The organism is Bradyrhizobium sp. B097, from assembly GCF_038957035.1.
Lineage (GTDB): Bacteria > Pseudomonadota > Alphaproteobacteria > Rhizobiales > Xanthobacteraceae > Bradyrhizobium.
On sequence record NZ_CP152412.1, the window covers coordinates 4667298 to 4685723 of the forward strand.

The following is an 18426-nucleotide window of genomic DNA, read 5'->3' on the forward strand; positions in this document are numbered from 1 at the left end:
CGGCCCGGCGATGCGGAGCATGCACATGGCTTTCAAGGAATTCGGCAACTACGATGCGGTCGGTCTGGCCGAGCTCGTCCGCAAGAGGGATGTCACGGCAAAGGAGCTACTCGACGAGGCGATTGCGCGCACCGCTGCCGTCGATCCGAAGATCAACGCGGTCGTCGTCAAGCACTACGACTACGCCGAGCGCCAGATCGCCAAAGGGTTGCCTGACAGCCCCTTCACCGGCGTGCCGTTCCTGCTCAAGGATCTCGATCTGCTCGAGGGCACCCGCACCACGTCGGGCGCCAGCCTGCTGAAGGACTTCGTTGCGGACCATAACGGTACGCTGACCCAGCGTTTCCTCGATGCGGGTCTTGCGATCTTCGGCAAGAGCGCGAGCCCGGAATTCGGCCTGATGCCGACGACGGAATCCCGCCTGTTCGGCCCGACCCGCAATCCCTGGAATCTCGACCATTCCTCCGGCGGCTCGTCCGGCGGCGCGGGGGCTGCGGTCGCCGCGCGCATCCTGCCCGTCGCGCATGCCAGCGACGGCGGCGGCTCGATCCGGATCCCCGCCTCCGCCTCCGGCGTGTTCGGCATGAAGCCGACGCGCGCCCGCAACCCGTGCGGTCCCGATCGCGGCGAAGGCTGGGGCGGCTTCTCCGTTGGCCATGTGCTGAGCATCAGCGTCCGCGACAGCGCGGTCATGATGGATGCGATCCATGGTCCGGAGCCGTCGAGCCTCTACGTCGCGCCGGCGCCGGAGCGACCGTTTTCCCAGGAGGTCGGCCGCGACCCCGGCCTTCTGCGCATCAGCTTCACTGACAAGTCGCCCTATGGCGATGCTGTTGATCCCGAGATCGCCGCGGCGGTTCGCGACATCGCCAAGCTGCTCGAGGGCCTCGGCCACCATGTCGAGGAGCGCGCACCGCCGCTTGCCGCCGATCCCGCCGCGGTCATGACGACCATCGTCGGCGGCAATACGGCGCTGACCATCCGCCTGCTCGAACAGCGCGTCGGGCGCACGCTGACGTCGGACGATGTCGAGCGGCTGACGCTCGCCAGCGGCCAGAACTCGGTCAAGATGACCCCCGCCGACTACGTCGCCGCGCAGCTTGCGGCGTTCCAGATCTCGCGCGGGCTTGCGACCTTCTTCGAGGGCTGCGACATCTTCCTCAGCCCGACGCTGTGCGCGCCGCCGCTTCGCATTGGCGAGCTGAACACGATGTCCGAGGACCTGAGCCACATCGCGCCGGTGCTGCGCCGCTACATGCCGGGCACCTCGATGTTCAACATGTCCGGGCAGCCGGCGATGTCGGTGCCGCTGGCCTGGAACAAGGCCGGTCTGCCGCTCGGCATGATGTTCGCGGCCAAGCTCGGCGAGGAAGGACTGCTGTTCCGCCTGGCCGGCCAGCTCGAACAGGTTCGCCCCTGGAAGGACCGCCGGCCGCCCGTCTGCGCCTAGCTCAATCGGGCGCGACAAAGGGCAGTCCAATCAGGTAGATAGGGAGAGCGCCGGCACGATTCCGCCGGCGTCATGCCTGGGAGACCGAACCGTGAGTGACCCGACCGACAATGCGCTCGCCGCAATCGCGAGCATTCTCGATCAGACGACGACGCCTCCCGAGAAGTCCAAGCCGTCTGATAACAAGTCGTCCGACACCAAGTCGTCCGACAAGACGGCGGACAACGCACCCGAGCCCGCGGAGGAGCCGCCGGTCTCGATAGCGATGCCACCGCCCCTGCCATCATCCATCGAGGTCGTTACCATCGAGGCCGTGTCCATCGAGACGGAGTCGATGGACGCCGCGCCTGCCGAGCCGACGGCGGACGAGCCGCCGCCGGTCGAGGAGCCCGAGCTGCTGGTCGAACAGCCTGAGCCGAGTGAGACCGAACCAAGCGAACCCGAGCCGAGCGTGCAAGAGCCGGAGCCGGAGCCGATCCAGCCTCCCCAACCGATCGAGGCCAATGGCTATTCCAAGTCCGGACCAGGCCCGATGGCCGCGCTGCGCTTCCGCTGGACGGTGCGCGAGGACGGCGCCCAATACTATGTCGACGAGACCGTCGGCGAAGGATCGACCCCGCTGGTCAACGGCCCGATGGACAGGGATGCCGCGATCAAATTCGTCGACGATCGGGAGGCCGAAGCGCGACGGCGCTTCGAGCATTTCAAGCACGAGATCGTCAGTCGCACGGCGGCCGCCCTCCAGGCGAGCAGGGACCGCCACGAGGCCTAACACGCGATACGTGCTCACGGGCATCGCAAAAAAGCGGATGGAGAAAATCTGATGTTTCGCGCGCTGGCCGGTTTCGCTCTCGCTTTGCTCATTTCTGTCGCGCAAGCGCAGCAGGCCTCGTCCCGGCTCGATGAGATCGTCAAGCGCGGCACGCTGCGGGTCGGCATGACCGGCGACTACATGCCCTTCACGGCGCTCGACAAGGAGACCAAGGCATTTCGCGGTTTTGACGTCGACATGGCGCAATCGCTCGGCAAGGCGCTCGGCGTCAAGGTCGAGTTCGTTCCGACATCGTGGCCGCAGATGATGAAGGATTTCGAGGCCGACAATTTCGACATCGCGATGGGCGGCGTCTCCATCACCTTCGACCGGCAGAAGAAGGGCCTGTTCTCAACGCCGATCATGCGCGAGGGCAAGACGCCGATCGCGCGCTGCGCCGACAAGGGCAAGTTTGAGACGATCGCCGAGATCGACAAGCCCGGCACCCGCGTCATCGTCAATCCCGGCGGCACCAACGAGCGTTTTGCGCGCGCCAACGTGAAGGCCGCCGACATCCGTGTCTTCAACGACAACACCAAAATCTTCGACGAGATCGCCAAGGGCGACGCCGACCTGATGATGACCGACGCGTCCGAGACGCGCTATCAGCAGAAGCTGCATCCCGGCGTGCTCTGCGCCGTGCATCCCGACAAGCCGTTCGACTTCGCGGAAAAGGCCTACTGGATGCAGCGCGACGCCGCGTTGAAGGCGTTCGTCGACCAGTGGCTCCATATCGCGCGCGAAGACGGCAGCTACGCGAAGGTCTATGCCGCGTGGTTCGAATAGGCTGCGTCAAGTTTGCCGCTCGCGTGCCGCAAATTGATGCGCGCGGCCTGAAACCAGATCGCAATCCGGTGATTTGAACCTGAGGCGCGAGGACACGACTCATGTTCTGACCGTGATTTGGGACACGTTCAGCGAGGCGGCCACCAATTAGTCTCGCGAACGGGATTCCCTGCACCGGAGGTCGAGATGACAAAGCTTCTGGCGATCGCCACGCTTGTGCTGGCCAGCACGGCGACAGCGCAGGCGCAATATACGTTCGATTACGGCGGCCGCACCATCCGCATCGACCCCGATCGCGGAACGGTTTCGATCCCCGGCGTCTATGACAACACCGGCCGCAGCACCAAGCGCGCCAAGCACAGGGACGCCGAGCAGAAGCACGAGACGGCTCCGAAGGACGCCAAAACGGATTCTCCGTCTATACCGGCAACGCCACCCGCGGCCGCTGCCTCACCCTCTCCGCCTGCCGTTGATCAGGCCGCGGCGCCAGCATCGCCAGCGGCAACGACAGAGCCCGCAAACACGAGCGTTACGCCAGCTCCGGCTACGGCAGCGACAACACCGCCGCCACCACCCGCGCCGCCAGTTGTGCAGCAAAGCGCGACGTCGGCAGCAAGGCCCGCTTCAGCGCCGACTGTTGGCGCCGTGTCGCCTGCGCCCAAGCCGGCAGCGAACCCAGTACAATCAGCCAACTCACCGCTCGGCGTCTGGCTGACCGAAGAGAAGGAAGGCAAGGTCCGCATCGAGCAATGCGGTGCCAATCTCTGCGGCTATTCGGTCGACAAGAAGTCGAACGCCAACGGCGAGCAGGTGCTGATCAACATGAAGCCGGGCAAGGACAAATGGAGCGGCCGCATCTTCGATCCGAACAGCGGCAGCACCTACGATTCCACCATCGCACTGAAGAGCCCGGACACGCTGCGCGTCCAGGGCTGCGCGTTCGGCGGCATGTTCTGCGGCGGCCAGACCTGGACACGGGTGAATTGATCTACGATTAATCGTAGCCCGGATGAAGCGCAGCGAAATCCGGGATTCTCACCGCGGGAGAGATCGTCCCCGGATTACGCTTCGCTCCATCCGGGCTGGAACAAAAGCCCCGCTCACGAGCGGGGCTTTTCCTTTCGGCCGGCTACAGCGCCTCAGCCGACCTTGCCGCTATATTCCTCGTCGGTGACGTGCTCCATCCAGGTCGAATAGACGCCGTCGAGCGCCTCCTGCATGGCGATATGGGTCATGCTGTTGTCCGGCGAGGCGCCGTGCCAGTGCTTCTCGTTCGGCGGGATCCAGACGACATCGCCGGGGCGGATTTCCCGGATCGGACCGCCCTTGGCCTGCACGCGGCCGATGCCCGAGATCACGTACAGCGTTTGCCCGAGCGGATGGGTGTGCCAGGCGGTGCGCGCACCGGGCTCGAACGACACGCGCGAGGCATTCAGCCGGGCCGGCGCCGGCGCCATGTTGATCGGGTCCTGCAGCACGCTGCCGGTGAAGTTTTCCTTCGGCGCGCGGCGGGTCGGCCGCGAGCCGGAAACGTGGATATCCATGGGGTTACCTCCCTCTCTTGACGTTATTTCTTGGATGCGGCGTAGCGCGCCTTGGTCTCGGCATTCATCGGATACAGGCCGGGTAGCTGGGCGCCATTGTTCACCTCGTTGACGATCCAGGCTTCCATCCGCTCCTGCTCGGGTCCCTCGGCCAGCACCTGGTCAAGGAACGCCTGCGGGATCAGCACCGCGCCGTCCTGGTCCGCCACCACCACGTCGTTCGGAAACACGGCAACGCCGCCGCAGCCGATCGGTTCGCCCCAGCCGACGAAGGTCAGACCCGCAACCGACGGCGGCGCGGCGTAGCCGTCGCACCACACCGGCAGGCCGGTGCCGAGCACGCCCTCGAGGTCACGCACGACGCCATCGGTGATCAGCGCCGTCACCCCGCGCTTGACCATGCGCGCGCAGAGGATGTCGCCGAAAATGCCGGCATCGGTGATGCCCATGGCATCGACCACGGCAATGCAGCCCGCCGGCATCGCCTCGATCGCGGTACGGGTCGAGATCGGCGACGACCAGGATTCCGGCGTCGCCAGGTCCTCGCGGGCCGGCACGAAGCGCAGCGTGAAGGCCGGTCCGACCAGCCGCTTCTGTCCGGGCTTCAAGGGCTTGGTGCCGCGCATCCAGATGTTGCGCAGGCCCTTCTTGAGCAGGACCGTGGTGATGGTGGCGGTGGACACGTGCGACAGCGTCGCGATCGCTTCGGCGGACAGTGACATCTGGAAAGCTTGCTCCGATGGGAGGAAAAGACCGGCGCATGTTGCCGGGCGAAGCCCCTGCGTCAAGGCCTGCGCGAAAAAGCTGCGATCATCCAGATTTATCGCCGGCATGCCGATTAATTTATTGAAGTTGCTGCATCATTTTGCACGAAGCGAATTCCGTTTTGAATCGAAACACGCTAGCTTGATGGCTGACCCAATCTGCTTGAGCCGATGGCCGAACCCTTAAGTCCTCCCCGCCTTTTGCCGAGTGGCGACAGCGCCATCACGGTGGAATTCAGCCGCACCATCGATGACGCCGCCAACCGGCGGGTGCTCGCGCTCGACCGCGTGATAGCAGCCGAGCCGATCGCCGGCATCACCGAGACCGTGCCGACTTACCGGTCGCTGCTGGTGCATTACGATCCCGTGCAGATCACCTTCGATGCGCTCGGCGAGCAGCTGCTTGCGCGCGCCGCCAAGGCACCGCCGACCGAAAGCGGAACGCGGCGCTGGCGGATCCCGATCACCTATGGCGGTGAGCACGGCATCGATCTCGAGGATGTGGCGAAGGCACTTCAGACCACGCCCGATGACATCGTCGCGCGCCACGCCGCCGGCGACTATCGCGTCGCCATGATCGGCTTTACGCCCGGCTGGTCCTATCTCAGCGGGCTCGACAAGTCCCTCCATCTGCCCCGGCGCAAGGACCCGCGGCTGCTGACCCCGGCCGGCACCATCTCGATCGGCGGCATCCAGACCGGCGTGCAGTGCCTCGCCGGCCCGAGCGGCTGGCACCTGCTCGGCCGCACTCCGGTGCGAACCTACCAACTGCATCGCGATCCGACCTTCCTGCTGGAGCCGGGTGATGCCGTCAGCTTCACGGCGGTGGATGCCAAGACCTTTGCCGAACAGGACCGCGCCGCCGAGGCCGGCGAATTCGTCGCAGAACTGGTGACGCCATGAGCAAGCTCGTCGTCACCTCGATCGGCCCGGCGAGCTCGGTGCAGGACGGCGGACGTCCGGGCTCGCAGCGCTACGGCCTGACGCCGAGCGGCGCGATGGACCGGCTTTCGCTGGCCGCCGCCAACACGCTGGTCGGCAATGAACCGTTCGCCGCCGTGGTCGAGATCGGTCCGTTCGGCGCCACCTTCACCGCGCGCGGCGGCGCGGTGCGCATCGGGCTCGCCGGCGCGTCGCGCAATGCTGACATCGGTGGCCGGCCGGTCGCCTTCGACAGTTCGGCAACGCTCGCCGACGGTGAGGCGCTCAATCTCGGTTTTGCGCGCGGCGGCTCGTTCAGCTATCTCGCGATCGAGCACGGCATCGAGGGCGAGCCGATGTTCGGCAGCCTCGCCGTCAACGCCCGGGCCGGGCTCGGCAGCCCCTACCCGCGACCGCTGCAAAGCGGCGACGAGTTGAAGACGAAAGCTGCGAGCGGCGCCACTGAGCGCCGCATCGAATTGCCCGCCGCGACCGAAGCGCCGATCCGCATCGTGTTCGGCCCGCAGGACGACGAGTTCACCGCGGAAAACAAGAAGCTGTTCCTCGACAGCGAGTGGAAGATCTCGGCCACCAGCGACCGCATGGGCTACCGGCTCGAAGGCGCCGTCATCAAGCACCGCGACGGCCATAACATCGTCTCCGACGGCACCGTCAACGGCAGCATCCAGGTGCCCGGCAACGGCCAGCCGATCGTGCTGATGCCGGACCGCGGCACTAGCGGTGGTTATCCGAAGATCGCGACCGTGATCACGGCCGATCTTGGCCGCTTCGCGCAGACCTCCGCCGGCCGCCCGTTCCGCTTCAAGGCCGTGACCATGGCGGAAGCGCAGGCCGAGGCGATCAAGTTCCACGCGCTGCTGCATTCCCTGCACGATCGCCTCCGCGGCGTCGACGATTTCGGTCTCAACATCGAGGCGCTACGGGATGCGAATGTCGCGGGTCAGGCCGTCAGCGCGATCGATGTGTCGACCTGGCAAGTTGCGCTACCCTGAATCAAACACGAACAACAAACGGATCGATCGTCATGACTGCAACCATCGACCTCAATTGCGATCTCGGCGAAAGTTTTGGCCCTTGGGAAATGGGCAATGATGCCGCGATGATCGAACTTGCGACCTCGGTCAACGTCGCCTGCGGCTTCCATGCCGGCGACGCCGACATCATGCGCAAGACCGTCGAACTCGCGAAGGCGCGCGGCGTCAGCGTCGGCGCCCATCCCGGCTATCGCGACCTGCATGGATTTGGCCGCCGTCCGATGCCGGGGCTGACATCCTCCGAGATCGAGAACCTGATCGCCTACCAGATCGGCGCCCTGCAGGCGATCGCAACCGCGGCCGGCCACAAGGTGACCCATGTGAAGGCGCATGGCGCGATTTCCAACGTCGCCTGCGAGGACGACATGACCGCACGCGCGATCGCCAATGCGATCAAGGCGGTCGACCGCAATCTCATCTTCGTGGTGCTCGCCAACTCGAAGCTGGTGCGCGCCGGCGAAGCCGCCAATCTGCGGATGGCGCATGAAGTGTTTGCCGACCGCGCCTACGAGGACGACGGCAATCTGGTGTCACGCAAGAAGCCCGGCGCGGTGCTGCACGATCCCAAGGCGATCGCCGAGCGCGTGGTGCGGATGGTGCAGGATGGCGCGGTCGTCTCGGTCACCGGCAAGGTGATCAAGATGCAGACCGACACCGTCTGCATCCATGGCGACACGCATGGCGCCGTCGAGATCGCGCGCGGCCTGCGCGAGGCGCTGAGCAAGGCCGGCATCACGGTTGCGCCGTTCAAGACCGCGCACTGAGCCGCGAACACACGGAGCAGCAAAGGGCCGGCCGTCATGCCGACCCTTTTAGATTCCGTTAAGAGTCTTCTTAAACCCAAACTTGCCGTTTGATTGCTAGGTGCAGCTTCCGAGCCTTTGATTGTCCTCTCAGGAAATTGGGTACGAAAGCATGTTCCGCACCAGCCTCTCCCTCGCAATTGCTGCGGTGGCCACGGCCGCCTTCACCAGCGCAGCCTCCGCCGGCTGCTACAGCTGCTATACGCCGCCGCCCCAGCCCTGCACGACCTGCTATCAGGTGCAGACCGTGCCGCCGCAGTATCGCACCGTGCAGGAGACTGTGATGGTGTCGCCGGGCCGCGTCATCGCGCATCGCACGCCGGCGCAGTATCGTACCGTGATGGTGCCGAAGACCGTGATGGTCGCGCCCGAAGGCGTCGCCTATGAGCGCGTCGCGCCGCAATACGCGACGCAAGAGCGCACCCAGATGGTCTCGCCGGGCTATTCCTACTACGCGCCGGTCCAGCCGACCTGCAACACCTGCGGCGGTGGCGGATTTGGCTACGGCTACGGATATGGTCACGGCTACGGCTACTGAGCCGTCAGCATCCAGCCAACACAAAGCCGCCGCCAGAGGCCATCAGACGGCGGCTTTTCAATTCTCTTGTTAGCTCAGAACGGGTGGACGGACAGCGTGCCGAACACGATCGCCGCGATCACCGCAAAGGCGCTGTAGAGCGCCGCGGTGTGAATTCCGATCCCGGACTTTCTTGAAATTTGTCGCGCGTAAAAGTGCAGGCGGGCTTCCGCCGATAGCTCGCGCATGGTCGATCTCCAACGCCCCATTCTCGGCCATATGGAATAGCGTTCGCGCCCGGATTCAAGCGGGCGGCAGAAATAGCGATGCCGCCGCCTTCGGGAACACGGTTCCGAGAGGAAAATTCTTTCCCGTGCGCTCGCCCGAGAATCTTATTCGTTGCAATTCGAGGCGTCTGGAACCCGCGCCGGTCCCGCAATAACCGAAAATCTCGAAAACAACCCCATGCAAAGTAGCCGGAGGTGGATAGCTGAGGCGCGGCCGCTGCACCGCGCTCAGGGCTTCCAGCGCCCGATCTTGAAGGCCGCCAGATGGCCGGGAACGTCGTTCGGATCGAACGGCGGACCGGCGAACGCACCGATGGCGTTGGAGGTGCCAGCCGGGCGCCCGGCCGCAGCGTCATAGAGGTCCGGCCTGAACACCGCCATGGCAGCCTTCAGTGCCTCCGGCCGGTACGGTGTCTGGCCCCAGCGAACCATCTGCGCGTAGAGCCAGGCCGCCTGCCCCGGGTCCGGCCGCGCTGCTGCCTCGCGCCCGACCAGCAAATAGCGACTGCTTTCGCGCATGGTGCCGTCGGGCGAGATCTTCAGCCTGCCATCGAGCGTGCGCTGGATGACGCTGGCGTCGACGCCGAGCCGCTCGGGCTGCGCCAGGATGCGCGCGACCTCGGGCCGGTTTTCCGGCTGCTCGATGAACTCCGCGGCGCGCAGATGCGCGCGTACCAGCGCGGCCACGACGTCGGCGTTCTTCTCCGACCAGCTCTGGCGCACCGCCAGCACCTTCTCCACCGCGCTGAGCAGGATGTCCGAGACGAAGTGCAGGATGTGGCCGACACCGAGATCGACCGCGATCGAATTCCAGGGCGCGCCGACACAGAACGCGTCGACATGGCCGTTGGCGAGACTGTCGACCATGTAGGGCGGCGGCAGCACCACGAGCTGGACGTCCTCGTCGGGATCGACGCCGCCGGCGGCCATCCAGAACCGCAGTTGATAATTGTGGGTCGAGAACGGGAAGGTCATGCCGAACGTCAACGGCTCGGCCCCGCTCTTGCGCCGCTTCGCCACGACACGGGCAAGCGCGCGCGAAGTCGCCATCGGATCGAAGCGGTCGCCGTCGATCTCTTCCAGCAGCGCCGCGTGCAGCGCCGGCGATACCGTGATGGCGTTGCCGTTGAGCCCGAGATTGAACGGTGCTGCGATCGGCACCTTGACGTGGCCGAGCCCGAGGCTCGAGGCGATGGCCACCGGCGCCAGCAGATGAGCCGCGTCGAACAGGCCGATATTGAGCTTGTCGCGGACGTTCGACCACGACACTTCGCGCACCAGCGTGACGTCGAGGCCTTCGGCCGCGGCAAATCCCTTGTCGGTCGCGACGATCAGGGCGGCAGCGTCAACCAGCGGAATGAATCCGATGTGCAGGGGTGTGGTCATTTCAAGAGCTCCGACGCCGTCAGGATCGATTGCGCGATCTCCCCGATCTTCTTCTTCTCGCGCATCGCGGTCGAGCGCATCAGCACGTAGGCCTCCTCCTCGGTCAGCCCCTTCACCTTCATCAGGATGCCCTTGGCGCGATCGATCACCTTGCGCTCCTCCAGCGCATGCTTGGTACGGTCGAGCTCGTCCTGCAACTTGGCGAAGGCATTGAAGCGGGAGACGCAGAGATCGAGGATCGGCTTCATCCGCTCCTTCTTGAGGCCGTCGACGATGTAGGCGGAGACGCCGGCTTCGACCGAGGCCTGGATCGAAGCTGCGTCGCTCTGGTCGACGAACATCGCGATCGGGCGGCGGACGGCACGGCTGACCTGGAACATTTGTTCCAGCACGTCGCGGCTGGGGTTCTCGAGGTCGATGACGATGATGTCAGGGTCGAGCGCATAGATCCGCGCGAGCAGGCTCTGCATCTCGCTGATGTGGACCACGTCCGTATAGCCGGCCTCCCGCAGTCCTTCCTCGAGGATGGCCGCACGGATCGGGCTCTCGTCGACTATGACGATCTTGGGAGACGATTCAGCGCTCATCGACCACTCTTAAAGCCCGGCAAGAACCATCCATATCACGCCGGGGCGGAGCGGAAAGGGTTGTAATTCTCGGCAATTGGGACTAGCTCCTGCCCATCAATCAGGCAGATTTGAGAAGATATGCAAGAGGCCGCTACGCCGAAAGTGAGCTTTGTGTCCTTGGGGTGCCCCTGAGACAACGAATGTAAACTTTTTGAGCTGCCCCACTCCCAGAGACGATGGTGGGCGATGGCGACAGAACCTGAGGTGGCTATGGAGCGCATGACGGAGGCACTTTCGCTCTCTGAACTTGAGGTAGTCCGCCGATCGCTCCAAGCGGCAGTCGAGGGCAGCTTCTTTCCTGACTGGGAGTTTCAGACGCTAATGGGAGTCGATCGCGAAACCGTTCGGGCGGTCTTCGCTGCTTGGCCTCACCAGACTATCGACCACGAGGACTTCAGGTGCGCAGTCGTAAGCTCACTAAACAATCTGCTCGGATATCCGCATAACAACGAGGACGAGTTGATGACCTACGTGCCAGAAGGGCGTACCGCCATCAGGAAGGCACTGGATCAACTTGTTGCCCTTGGCATCTAAGGATGGCGATAAACTTAGGCAGTGACCGGCTCATCCGGCGATTTGCCTCTGGCACACAGATAGCATACCTCGACAACTCAGACGCATATACGAGCCGATTACATGGACAGAGCGCCGCGCATTAGCTTCCACAGTCTCGGTTGCCCCAAGGCGCTGGTCGATTCCGAGCGCATCATCACCCGGCTGCGCGCGGAAGGCTATGAGCTGGCGCGCAAGCATGACGGCGCCGACATCGTCATCGTCAACACCTGCGGCTTCCTCGACAGCGCCAAGCAGGAATCGCTCGCCGCAATCGGCGAGGCCATGGCCGAGAACGGCAAGGTCATCGTCACCGGCTGCATGGGCGCCGAGCCGGAGCAGATCGAGGCCGCCTATCCCGGCGTGCTGTCGATCACGGGCCCGCAGCAATATGAGAGCGTGCTGGACGCCGTGCACCGCGCGCTGCCGCCGGCGCACAACCCGCATATCGACCTGGTGCCGCCGCAGGGCGTCAAGCTGACGCCACGCCACTACGCTTACTTGAAGATTTCCGAGGGCTGCAACAACCGCTGCAGCTTCTGCATCATCCCGAAGCTGCGCGGCGATTTGGTGTCGCGGCCGGCCAACGACGTGCTGCGCGAGGCCGAGAAGCTGGTGAAGGCCGGCGTCAAGGAATTGCTTGTGATCTCGCAGGACACCTCGGCCTACGGCGTCGACCTGAAATACGCCGAGAGCCCGTGGCAGGATCGCAGCGTGCGCGCGAAATTCTTCGATCTCGCCAAGGAGCTCGGCGAGCTCGGCGCCTGGGTGCGGCTGCAATATGTCTACCCCTACCCGCATGTCGACGAGGTGATCGGCCTGATGACCGAGGGCAAGGTGCTGCCCTATCTCGACATCCCGTTCCAGCATGCGAGCCCCGACGTGCTGCGCGCGATGAAGCGCCCGGCCGCCCAGGAGAAGACGCTGGCGCGAATCCAGAAGTGGCGCGAGCAGTGCCCGGAGCTGACGCTGCGTTCGACCTTCATCGTCGGCTTCCCCGGCGAGACCGATTCCGATTTCGCCTATCTGCTCGACTGGCTCGATGAAGCCGAGATCGACCGCCTCGGCTGCTTCAAATACGAGCCGGTTGCCGGCGCCGCGTCGAATGCGATCGGCAATGCCGTACCCGACGAGGTCAAGCAGGAGCGCTGGAATGCGCTGATGGCGCGGCAGCAGAAGATTTCGGCAAAGCGCCTCAAGCGAAAGGTCGGCACCCGGCAACAGGTGATCATCGACGAGGTCGGCCCGACGGTCGCTAAGGGGCGGTCAAAGGCCGACGCGCCCGAGATCGACGGCGCCGTCTATCTCACCAGCCGCCGCCCGCTCAAGGTCGGCGAGATCGTCACCGCCAAGATCGAGCGCGCCGACGAATACGACCTGCACGGCAGCGTCGCCGGGTTCTGACCCGCTTGACACCGCCGCCCCTTCGGCTGTATGGCCCTGCGCCATGAAGCTGAACCGGACCCACCGCCGCGCCATCAACCGTCGTCGCAACCGCGACGATGCTGGGCTGCGCCGTGTCCGACGCCACCGCTGATTAGCTAAATCAGCCAAGGTTTTCGAGAAGGCCGCGCCCCCAAAGCGCGGCCTTCTCGCTTTTTCGGCCTGCCCGTTCCCACACCGACCCCAGAGGAGATCGACATGACCAACGCTACCCATCCGTTCGATGCGCTGATGGACATCACCGCTCGCCCCGAGGTCGTCTTCGTGCGCGGCGCAGGCTCGTATTTGTGGGACGCCAACCGCAACCGCTATCTCGATTTCGTGCAGGGCTGGGCCGTAAATCCGCTCGGCCACTCGCCGGTCATCGTCGCCGATGCGCTGGCCGCGCAGGCCAGGCGGCTATTGACGCCGAGCCCGGCATTCTACAACGAGCAGAGCCTGAAGCTGGCGAAGATGCTGGTCGACAACAGCTGTTTCGATCAGGTGTTCTTCGCCAATTCCGGCGCGGAGGCCAATGAGGGCGCGATCAAGCTCGCGCGCAAATTCGGCGCCAAGTACAAGAACGGCGCGCACGAGATCATCACCTTCGAAGGCGGCTTCCACGGCCGCACGCTGGCGACCATGTCGGCCTCGGGCAAGAAGGCGTTCGAGCCGCTGTTCGAGCCGAAGGTTTCAGGCTTCCGGAAAGCGCGGCTGAACGACATCGAGTCGGTGCGGCAGCTGATCAATTCGTCGACGGTCGCGGTCATGCTGGAGCCGATCCAGGGCGAAGCCGGCGTGTGGCCAGCGACTGACACGTTCCTGCAAGAGCTGCGGGCGCTGACCCAGCAGCGTGGCCTGCTCTTGATCGTCGACGAGATCCAGACCGGCATGGGCCGGACCGGAAAGCTGTTCGGCTATGAGCACGCTGGGATCGAGCCCGACATCATGACGCTCGGCAAGGGCATCGGCGGCGGCGTGCCGCTCGCAGCGCTGCTCGCGACCGAACATGCCTCGTGCTTCGATCACGGCGATCAGGGCGGCACCTTCAACGGCAATCCCCTGATGTGCGCCGCGGGGCTTGTCGTGCTCGAACAGATCGGCCGGCCCGATTTCCTGAAATCGGTCACCGACACCGGGCTGCTGCTCGAGCGCGAATTGCAGCGGCTGTCGGCGCGGCACGGGCTCGGCGAGATCAGGGGCCGCGGTCTGCTGCTTGCGCTCGATCTCAAGATGCCGATCGGGGCGGCCGTCGTCGCCGAGGCGTTTGCGGCCGGCGTGCTGGTCAATTCGCCGCAGCCGGACACGCTGCGCTTCATGCCGGCACTCAACGTGACGCGGGAGGAGATTTCCGCGATGATTGATTGTCTGGATGGGGTGCTCACGAAGGTCGGTGCGGCCAGACGGGTGGCGTAGCTGCCACGTCCGTCATTGCGAGGAGCGAAGCGACGAAGCAATCCACCTGTCCCCGGGTGGAGAGGTGGATTGCTTCGCGGAGCCTGTCATCCGGCGGCGCTTTGCGCCGACCGGGTGGCTCGCAATGACGAGGAGAGACTTACGGCCGCAAAATCGCCGCCCCCGTGGTCGCCCGGCTCTCCAGATCGATATGCGCCTTGGCGACGTCCTTGAGCGCGTAGGCGTGGTTGATCGGCACGTGCAGCTTGCCGTTGATCACGGCGGCGAACAGCGTGTCGGCGCCTTCGAGCAATTCCTTGCGGGTGCCGACATAGTCGTTGAGCTTCGGCCGCGTCGCGAACAGCGAACCGTGGTTGTTGAGTTCGGCGAGCGGGAACGGCGGCACCGGCCCAGAGGCGTTGCCGAACGAGACGAACAGGCCGCGTGGCCGCAGGCACGACAGCGATCCCGGGAAGGTGGTCTTGCCGACGCCGTCATAGACGACGTCGCAGAGCTCACCGCGGCTGATCTGCTTGACGCGTTCGACGAAATTCTCCTCGTTGTAGAGGATGACGTGGTCGCAGCCATTGGCGAGCGCGATATCGGCCTTCGCCTTCGAGCCGACGGTGCCGATGACATGCGCGCCAAGCGCGTGGGCCCACTGGCAGGCCAGCAGCCCGATGCCGCCGGCCGCGGCGTGGATCAGCACCCGATGGCCCTGCTCGACCTTGAAGGTCTTGTGCAGCAGGTACCAGACCGTGAGCCCCTTGAGCATCAGCACGGCGCCCTGCTCATACGTGATGTGGTCGGGCAGCTTTACAAGTTTGTCCGCCGGGATGACGCGCTCGGAGGCGTAACCGCCGAGGTTGTAGTAATAGGCGACGCGATCGCCGGGGTGGAAATTGGTCACCCCCGGACCGACCGCCACGACCTCGCCCGCGGCCTCGTTGCCGGCGATGAACGGCAGGCCGGGCGCCTTGTAGAGGCCGGTGCGGAAATAGACGTCGATGAAGTTCAGCCCGACCGCATGCTGGCGGATGCGGACCTCGCCGGTTCCCGGCGCCCCCACCTCGACATCCTCATAGGTCAGGACCTCAGGGCCCCCCACCTTGTGCACCCGCACAGCCTTGGTCATGTCGTCGCTCCCTCAGATCAGCGTCAAACGAGCGAATGCCATCGGCGCCGGCTTGTCAACCAAGCGGCCGGAACCGGGGCTACAGCATGATCCGGAAAAGTGCGAAGCGGTTTTCCCTCGCGACAAACGCGTAGCGTTTGCGCGGAGATCATGCCCTTTAGCCCGCCGGCTTGTTGCGGTTGCGCCTGGCCATCACGTTGAACATCTCGACTGCCGCCGAGAATGCGATGGCGAAATAGATGTAGCCGCGCGGGATGTGGAATTTGAATCCGTCGGCCACCAGCGCCACGCCGATCAGCACCAGGAACGCCAGCGCCAGCATCTTGGTGGTCGGATGCTCTGCGACAAACCTCGCCACCGGTCCCGACGAGATGTACATGATCGCGCAGGCGATCACGACCGCCGCGATCATGATCTCGATGTCCTGCGCCATGCCGATCGCGGTGATGATCGAATCCAGCGAGAACACCAGGTCGATGATGATGATCTGCACGATCACCCAGAAGAACGCGTTCGGGCTCGGCTTGTCATTCTCCTCGGCGTCACGCGCCTCGACCTCGCCGTGGATCTCGTGGGTCGCTTTCGCGATCAGGAACAGGCCGCCGCCGATCAGGATGATATCGCGCCATGACAGCGCGACACTCTCGATGGTGATCACAGGCTGCGTCAGCCCGATCAGCCAGACCAGGACGCTGAGCAGGATGATACGGAACACCAGCGCCAGCAGCAGGCCGATCTGCCGCGCGCGGTTGGCCTGCGGTTGCGGAATCCGCGAGACCAGCACTGACAGGAAGATGACGTTGTCGATGCCGAGCACGATCTCGAGCGCAGTCAAGGTCAACAGCGCCGCCCAGGCTTCCGGGCTGGTGATCAATTGCATCATGCTCTGAAGGCTTTCATCCGGCGGATCAGGGTATCGCTGCCGACGATGTAGACCGCGATAGCGCAGAGGCCGAAGGTGATCGGGGCTCCAACCATGAAATCGTTGGCGAGCGTGTACATGCCGAGCAGCGCCCAGGCGCCGAGCAGCCACAGCGTGAGCCAGCGTAGCCGCACCACGCGGAACGGGTGCAGCACATGGAACGGCGCAAAGGTCAGCACGATCAGCAGCGCGACCACGATCGTCGACAGCACCGGCGGCAAATGCAGCAGGAACAGATAGAACGCCGCCGCATTCCACAGCGCCGGGAAGCCGCGGAAATGGTTGTCGTCGGCCTTCATGCGGCGGTCGGCGAAATACAGCGCACTGGACACCACGATGCCGATGCCGAGGACCGGCGCAGCCAGCGGCAGCAGCATCCTGCTCGCGGTGATCGCATAGGCCGGCACGAACACGTAGGTGACGAAATCGACCACCAGGTCGAGCACCTCGCCCGACCAGTTCGGCTGCAGCCGCACCACGTCGAACCGGCGCGCCAGCGGGCCGTCGATCCCGTCTATGATCAGTGCGACCCCGAGCCAGGCGAACATGTTGGCCCAGTGCTCGCGCACCGCCTCCAGCATCGCCAGCAGCGCGACCCCGGCGCCGAGCGCCGTGAAGATATGAACGGAGAATGCGGCGGTCCGCATCCGTTCTCGCAACGCATCCGGCTGGCTCGAGTGCTCCATCGGCCGAAGTGCTATCAGGAATCGACCACCTTTGCATATGCAGTCTTGCGGCGTTCCGCCGCGCAGATCGTTGGAAACTCTTGGTGGTTACCGATGGCTTGAAAATCGGGCCAAGCATGTCAAATGTGCTGATATGACCGACAGCTCCCAGGATTATGACGTTATCGTAATAGGCGGCGGCCCGGCCGGATTGACGGCTGCGATTGCCCTCGCCGACGCCGGCGCGCGTACCGCGCTGTTGGCGCGCCGCGCCCCCTATGCCGACAACCGGACCACCGCGCTGCTCGGCGCCTCGACCGAGATCCTGGAGCGGCTCGACGTCTGGCGGCGCTGCAGCGAAAATGCTGCCGCGCTCAAGACCATGCGCCTCGTCGACGACACCGGCCGCCTGATCCGCGCGCCGGAAGTGCGGTTCTCCTCCGATGAGATCGGCCGCGAGCAGTTCGGCTTCAACATCGACAATCGCTCGCTGGTCGCAGCGCTCGAGGACCGCGCCGGCGAGATGGCCGCACTAACGCGGTTCGACGACGAGGCCGCCTCGGTGCAACCGGATGATGCCGCGGTCGCCGTGGTGACGCGGCAGGGCCAGTCGCTGTCGGCCCGGCTCGTGGTCGGCGCCGACGGGCGCAACTCGCTGTCCCGCGAGGCCGCCGGCATCGAGGTGGTCAGCCGCGAGCTCGGCCAATCCGCCCTCACCTTCAACATCACCCACAGCCGGCCGCACCGGAACATCTCGACCGAGTTTCACACCGAGCACGGCCCCTGCGTGTTCGTGCCGCTCAGCGGCAACCGAAGCAGCGTGGTCTGGGTCTCGGCGCCCAAGGAGGCCGAACGGCTGAAGGCGCTCGGCGACGGCGAATTGTCCGACGCGGCCGAGCGGCAGTCGCACTCGATCCTCGGCCGCGTCGAGGTCCAGGGTGGCCGTCACGTGTTTCCGCTCGCCATCGAGCGGCCCCGGCAATTCGCCAAGGACCGGATCGCGCTGGTTGGTGAATCCGCCCATGTGCTGCCGCCGATCGGCGCGCAGGGGCTCAACATGGGATTGCGCGATGCCGCCGATATCGCCGAGATCACAGGCCAGGCGATCGGCCGCGGCGAGGATCCCGGCGCGCCACATGTGCTGTCGCGCTATCAGGCGGCGCGGCGGCCCGATGTCGCCAGCCGGACCTGGGCGATCGACATCGCCAACCGCTCGCTGCTCAGCGACTTCCTCGGCGTGCAGACGGCGCGGGCCGCCGGCCTGCATCTGCTCGGCGCCTTCGGCCCGCTGCGGCGGCTGGCGATGCGCGAGGGCCTCGCGCCGTCGTGGCGGCGGTGACCAGAGCGTTTTCGAGCGAAGTGGGTACCGGTTCGCGTTAAGA

20 protein-coding genes are annotated in these 18426 nt (G+C 65.2%); 12 read left to right on the top strand and 8 right to left on the bottom strand.

The features are described 5' to 3' along the window. The first annotated feature begins 25 nt into the window (after positions 1-25). The 4 genes from AAFG07_RS21995 (at position 26) to AAFG07_RS22010 (ending at position 4034) form a co-directional block, all read left to right on the top strand. Positions 26-1450 carry an amidase gene (locus tag AAFG07_RS21995; RefSeq protein ID WP_342721999.1) on the top strand — a complete coding sequence of 475 codons (1425 nt, stop codon included), beginning with the start codon at positions 26-28 and terminating at the stop codon, positions 1448-1450. Between the two features lie 91 nt (positions 1451-1541). Further along, a complete protein-coding gene (locus AAFG07_RS22000; protein ID WP_342722000.1) occupies positions 1542-2222 on the top strand; it encodes a hypothetical protein in 681 nt (226 codons plus the stop codon). 51 nt (positions 2223-2273) lie between these two features. Beyond that, complete coding sequence (locus AAFG07_RS22005) at positions 2274-3047, top strand: transporter substrate-binding domain-containing protein (RefSeq protein ID WP_342722001.1); 774 nt, start codon at positions 2274-2276, stop codon at positions 3045-3047. Positions 3048-3233: 186 nt separating this feature from the next. Beyond that, positions 3234-4034 (top strand): DUF2147 domain-containing protein, encoded by an 801-nt coding sequence (locus AAFG07_RS22010; protein WP_342722002.1) that lies wholly within the window; start codon positions 3234-3236, stop codon positions 4032-4034. A gap of 152 nt (positions 4035-4186) precedes the next feature. Here the strand turns inward: AAFG07_RS22010 and AAFG07_RS22015 are convergent, their stop codons facing one another. Both AAFG07_RS22015 and AAFG07_RS22020 read right to left on the bottom strand, forming a co-directional pair. After that, positions 4187-4591, bottom strand: coding sequence for a cupin domain-containing protein (locus AAFG07_RS22015; RefSeq protein WP_342711251.1), 405 nt, complete (start codon positions 4589-4591; stop codon positions 4187-4189). Between the two features lie 23 nt (positions 4592-4614). Then, complete coding sequence (locus AAFG07_RS22020; protein ID WP_342722003.1) at positions 4615-5313, bottom strand: ribonuclease activity regulator RraA; 699 nt, start codon at positions 5311-5313, stop codon at positions 4615-4617. A gap of 213 nt (positions 5314-5526) precedes the next feature. On the opposite strand from AAFG07_RS22020, the gene pxpB reads away from it, so the two are divergent. The 4 genes from pxpB (at position 5527) to AAFG07_RS22040 (ending at position 8672) form a co-directional block, all read left to right on the top strand. Then, positions 5527-6258 carry a 5-oxoprolinase subunit PxpB gene (gene pxpB / locus AAFG07_RS22025; RefSeq protein WP_342722004.1) on the top strand — a complete coding sequence of 244 codons (732 nt, stop codon included), beginning with the start codon at positions 5527-5529 and terminating at the stop codon, positions 6256-6258. Then, positions 6255-7289: a biotin-dependent carboxyltransferase family protein gene (locus AAFG07_RS22030; RefSeq protein ID WP_342722005.1), complete on the top strand. Its 1035-nt coding sequence runs from the start codon at positions 6255-6257 to the stop codon at positions 7287-7289. Before pxpB ends, AAFG07_RS22030 begins: the two co-directional genes overlap by 4 nt. A gap of 32 nt (positions 7290-7321) precedes the next feature. Continuing rightward, on the top strand, positions 7322-8095 hold the full coding sequence (locus AAFG07_RS22035; RefSeq protein WP_092114433.1) for a 5-oxoprolinase subunit PxpA: 774 nt from the start codon (positions 7322-7324) through the stop codon (positions 8093-8095). 151 nt (positions 8096-8246) lie between these two features. Then, positions 8247-8672: a hypothetical protein gene (locus AAFG07_RS22040; protein ID WP_342722006.1), complete on the top strand. Its 426-nt coding sequence runs from the start codon at positions 8247-8249 to the stop codon at positions 8670-8672. Between the two features lie 74 nt (positions 8673-8746). Here AAFG07_RS22040 and AAFG07_RS22045 read toward each other — a convergent pair whose 3' ends face one another. The 3 genes from AAFG07_RS22045 to AAFG07_RS22055 form a co-directional block, all read right to left on the bottom strand. Next, positions 8747-8899 carry a hypothetical protein gene (locus AAFG07_RS22045; protein ID WP_342722007.1) on the bottom strand — a complete coding sequence of 51 codons (153 nt, stop codon included), beginning with the start codon at positions 8897-8899 and terminating at the stop codon, positions 8747-8749. 267 nt (positions 8900-9166) lie between these two features. Continuing rightward, complete coding sequence (locus tag AAFG07_RS22050) at positions 9167-10324, bottom strand: CmpA/NrtA family ABC transporter substrate-binding protein (RefSeq protein WP_342722008.1); 1158 nt, start codon at positions 10322-10324, stop codon at positions 9167-9169. Continuing rightward, positions 10321-10911, bottom strand: a complete 591-nt coding sequence (locus tag AAFG07_RS22055) for an ANTAR domain-containing protein (RefSeq protein ID WP_342722009.1) — start codon at positions 10909-10911, stop codon at positions 10321-10323. Before AAFG07_RS22055 ends, AAFG07_RS22050 begins: the two co-directional genes overlap by 4 nt. A gap of 228 nt (positions 10912-11139) precedes the next feature. Between AAFG07_RS22055 and AAFG07_RS22060 the strand changes: the two genes are divergently transcribed. The 3 genes from AAFG07_RS22060 (at position 11140) to AAFG07_RS22070 (ending at position 14343) form a co-directional block, all read left to right on the top strand. Continuing rightward, positions 11140-11487 carry a hypothetical protein gene (locus tag AAFG07_RS22060; RefSeq protein ID WP_342722010.1) on the top strand — a complete coding sequence of 116 codons (348 nt, stop codon included), beginning with the start codon at positions 11140-11142 and terminating at the stop codon, positions 11485-11487. Between the two features lie 102 nt (positions 11488-11589). Then, the gene (gene rimO / locus AAFG07_RS22065) at positions 11590-12909 is read left to right on the top strand and encodes a 30S ribosomal protein S12 methylthiotransferase RimO (RefSeq protein WP_342722011.1); all 1320 of its coding nucleotides are present in this window, start codon (positions 11590-11592) and stop codon (positions 12907-12909) included. Positions 12910-13146: 237 nt separating this feature from the next. Continuing rightward, a complete protein-coding gene (locus AAFG07_RS22070; protein WP_342722012.1) occupies positions 13147-14343 on the top strand; it encodes an acetylornithine transaminase in 1197 nt (398 codons plus the stop codon). Between the two features lie 139 nt (positions 14344-14482). Here the strand turns inward: AAFG07_RS22070 and AAFG07_RS22075 are convergent, their stop codons facing one another. The 3 genes from AAFG07_RS22075 to pcsA form a co-directional block, all read right to left on the bottom strand. Continuing rightward, on the bottom strand, positions 14483-15457 hold the full coding sequence (locus AAFG07_RS22075; RefSeq protein WP_092114426.1) for a quinone oxidoreductase: 975 nt from the start codon (positions 15455-15457) through the stop codon (positions 14483-14485). Positions 15458-15614: 157 nt separating this feature from the next. After that, positions 15615-16340 carry a TerC family protein gene (locus AAFG07_RS22080; RefSeq protein ID WP_342722013.1) on the bottom strand — a complete coding sequence of 242 codons (726 nt, stop codon included), beginning with the start codon at positions 16338-16340 and terminating at the stop codon, positions 15615-15617. Further along, positions 16337-17065, bottom strand: coding sequence for a phosphatidylcholine synthase (gene pcsA / locus AAFG07_RS22085; RefSeq protein ID WP_342722014.1), 729 nt, complete (start codon positions 17063-17065; stop codon positions 16337-16339). The genes AAFG07_RS22080 and pcsA overlap by 4 nt, the downstream gene beginning before the upstream one ends. A 133-nt stretch (positions 17066-17198) precedes the next feature. Here pcsA and AAFG07_RS22090 point away from each other — a divergent pair, with 133 nt between their 5' ends. Further along, on the top strand, positions 17199-18383 hold the full coding sequence (locus AAFG07_RS22090) for a UbiH/UbiF family hydroxylase (protein ID WP_342722015.1): 1185 nt from the start codon (positions 17199-17201) through the stop codon (positions 18381-18383). The last annotated feature ends 43 nt before the right edge of the window (positions 18384-18426 follow it).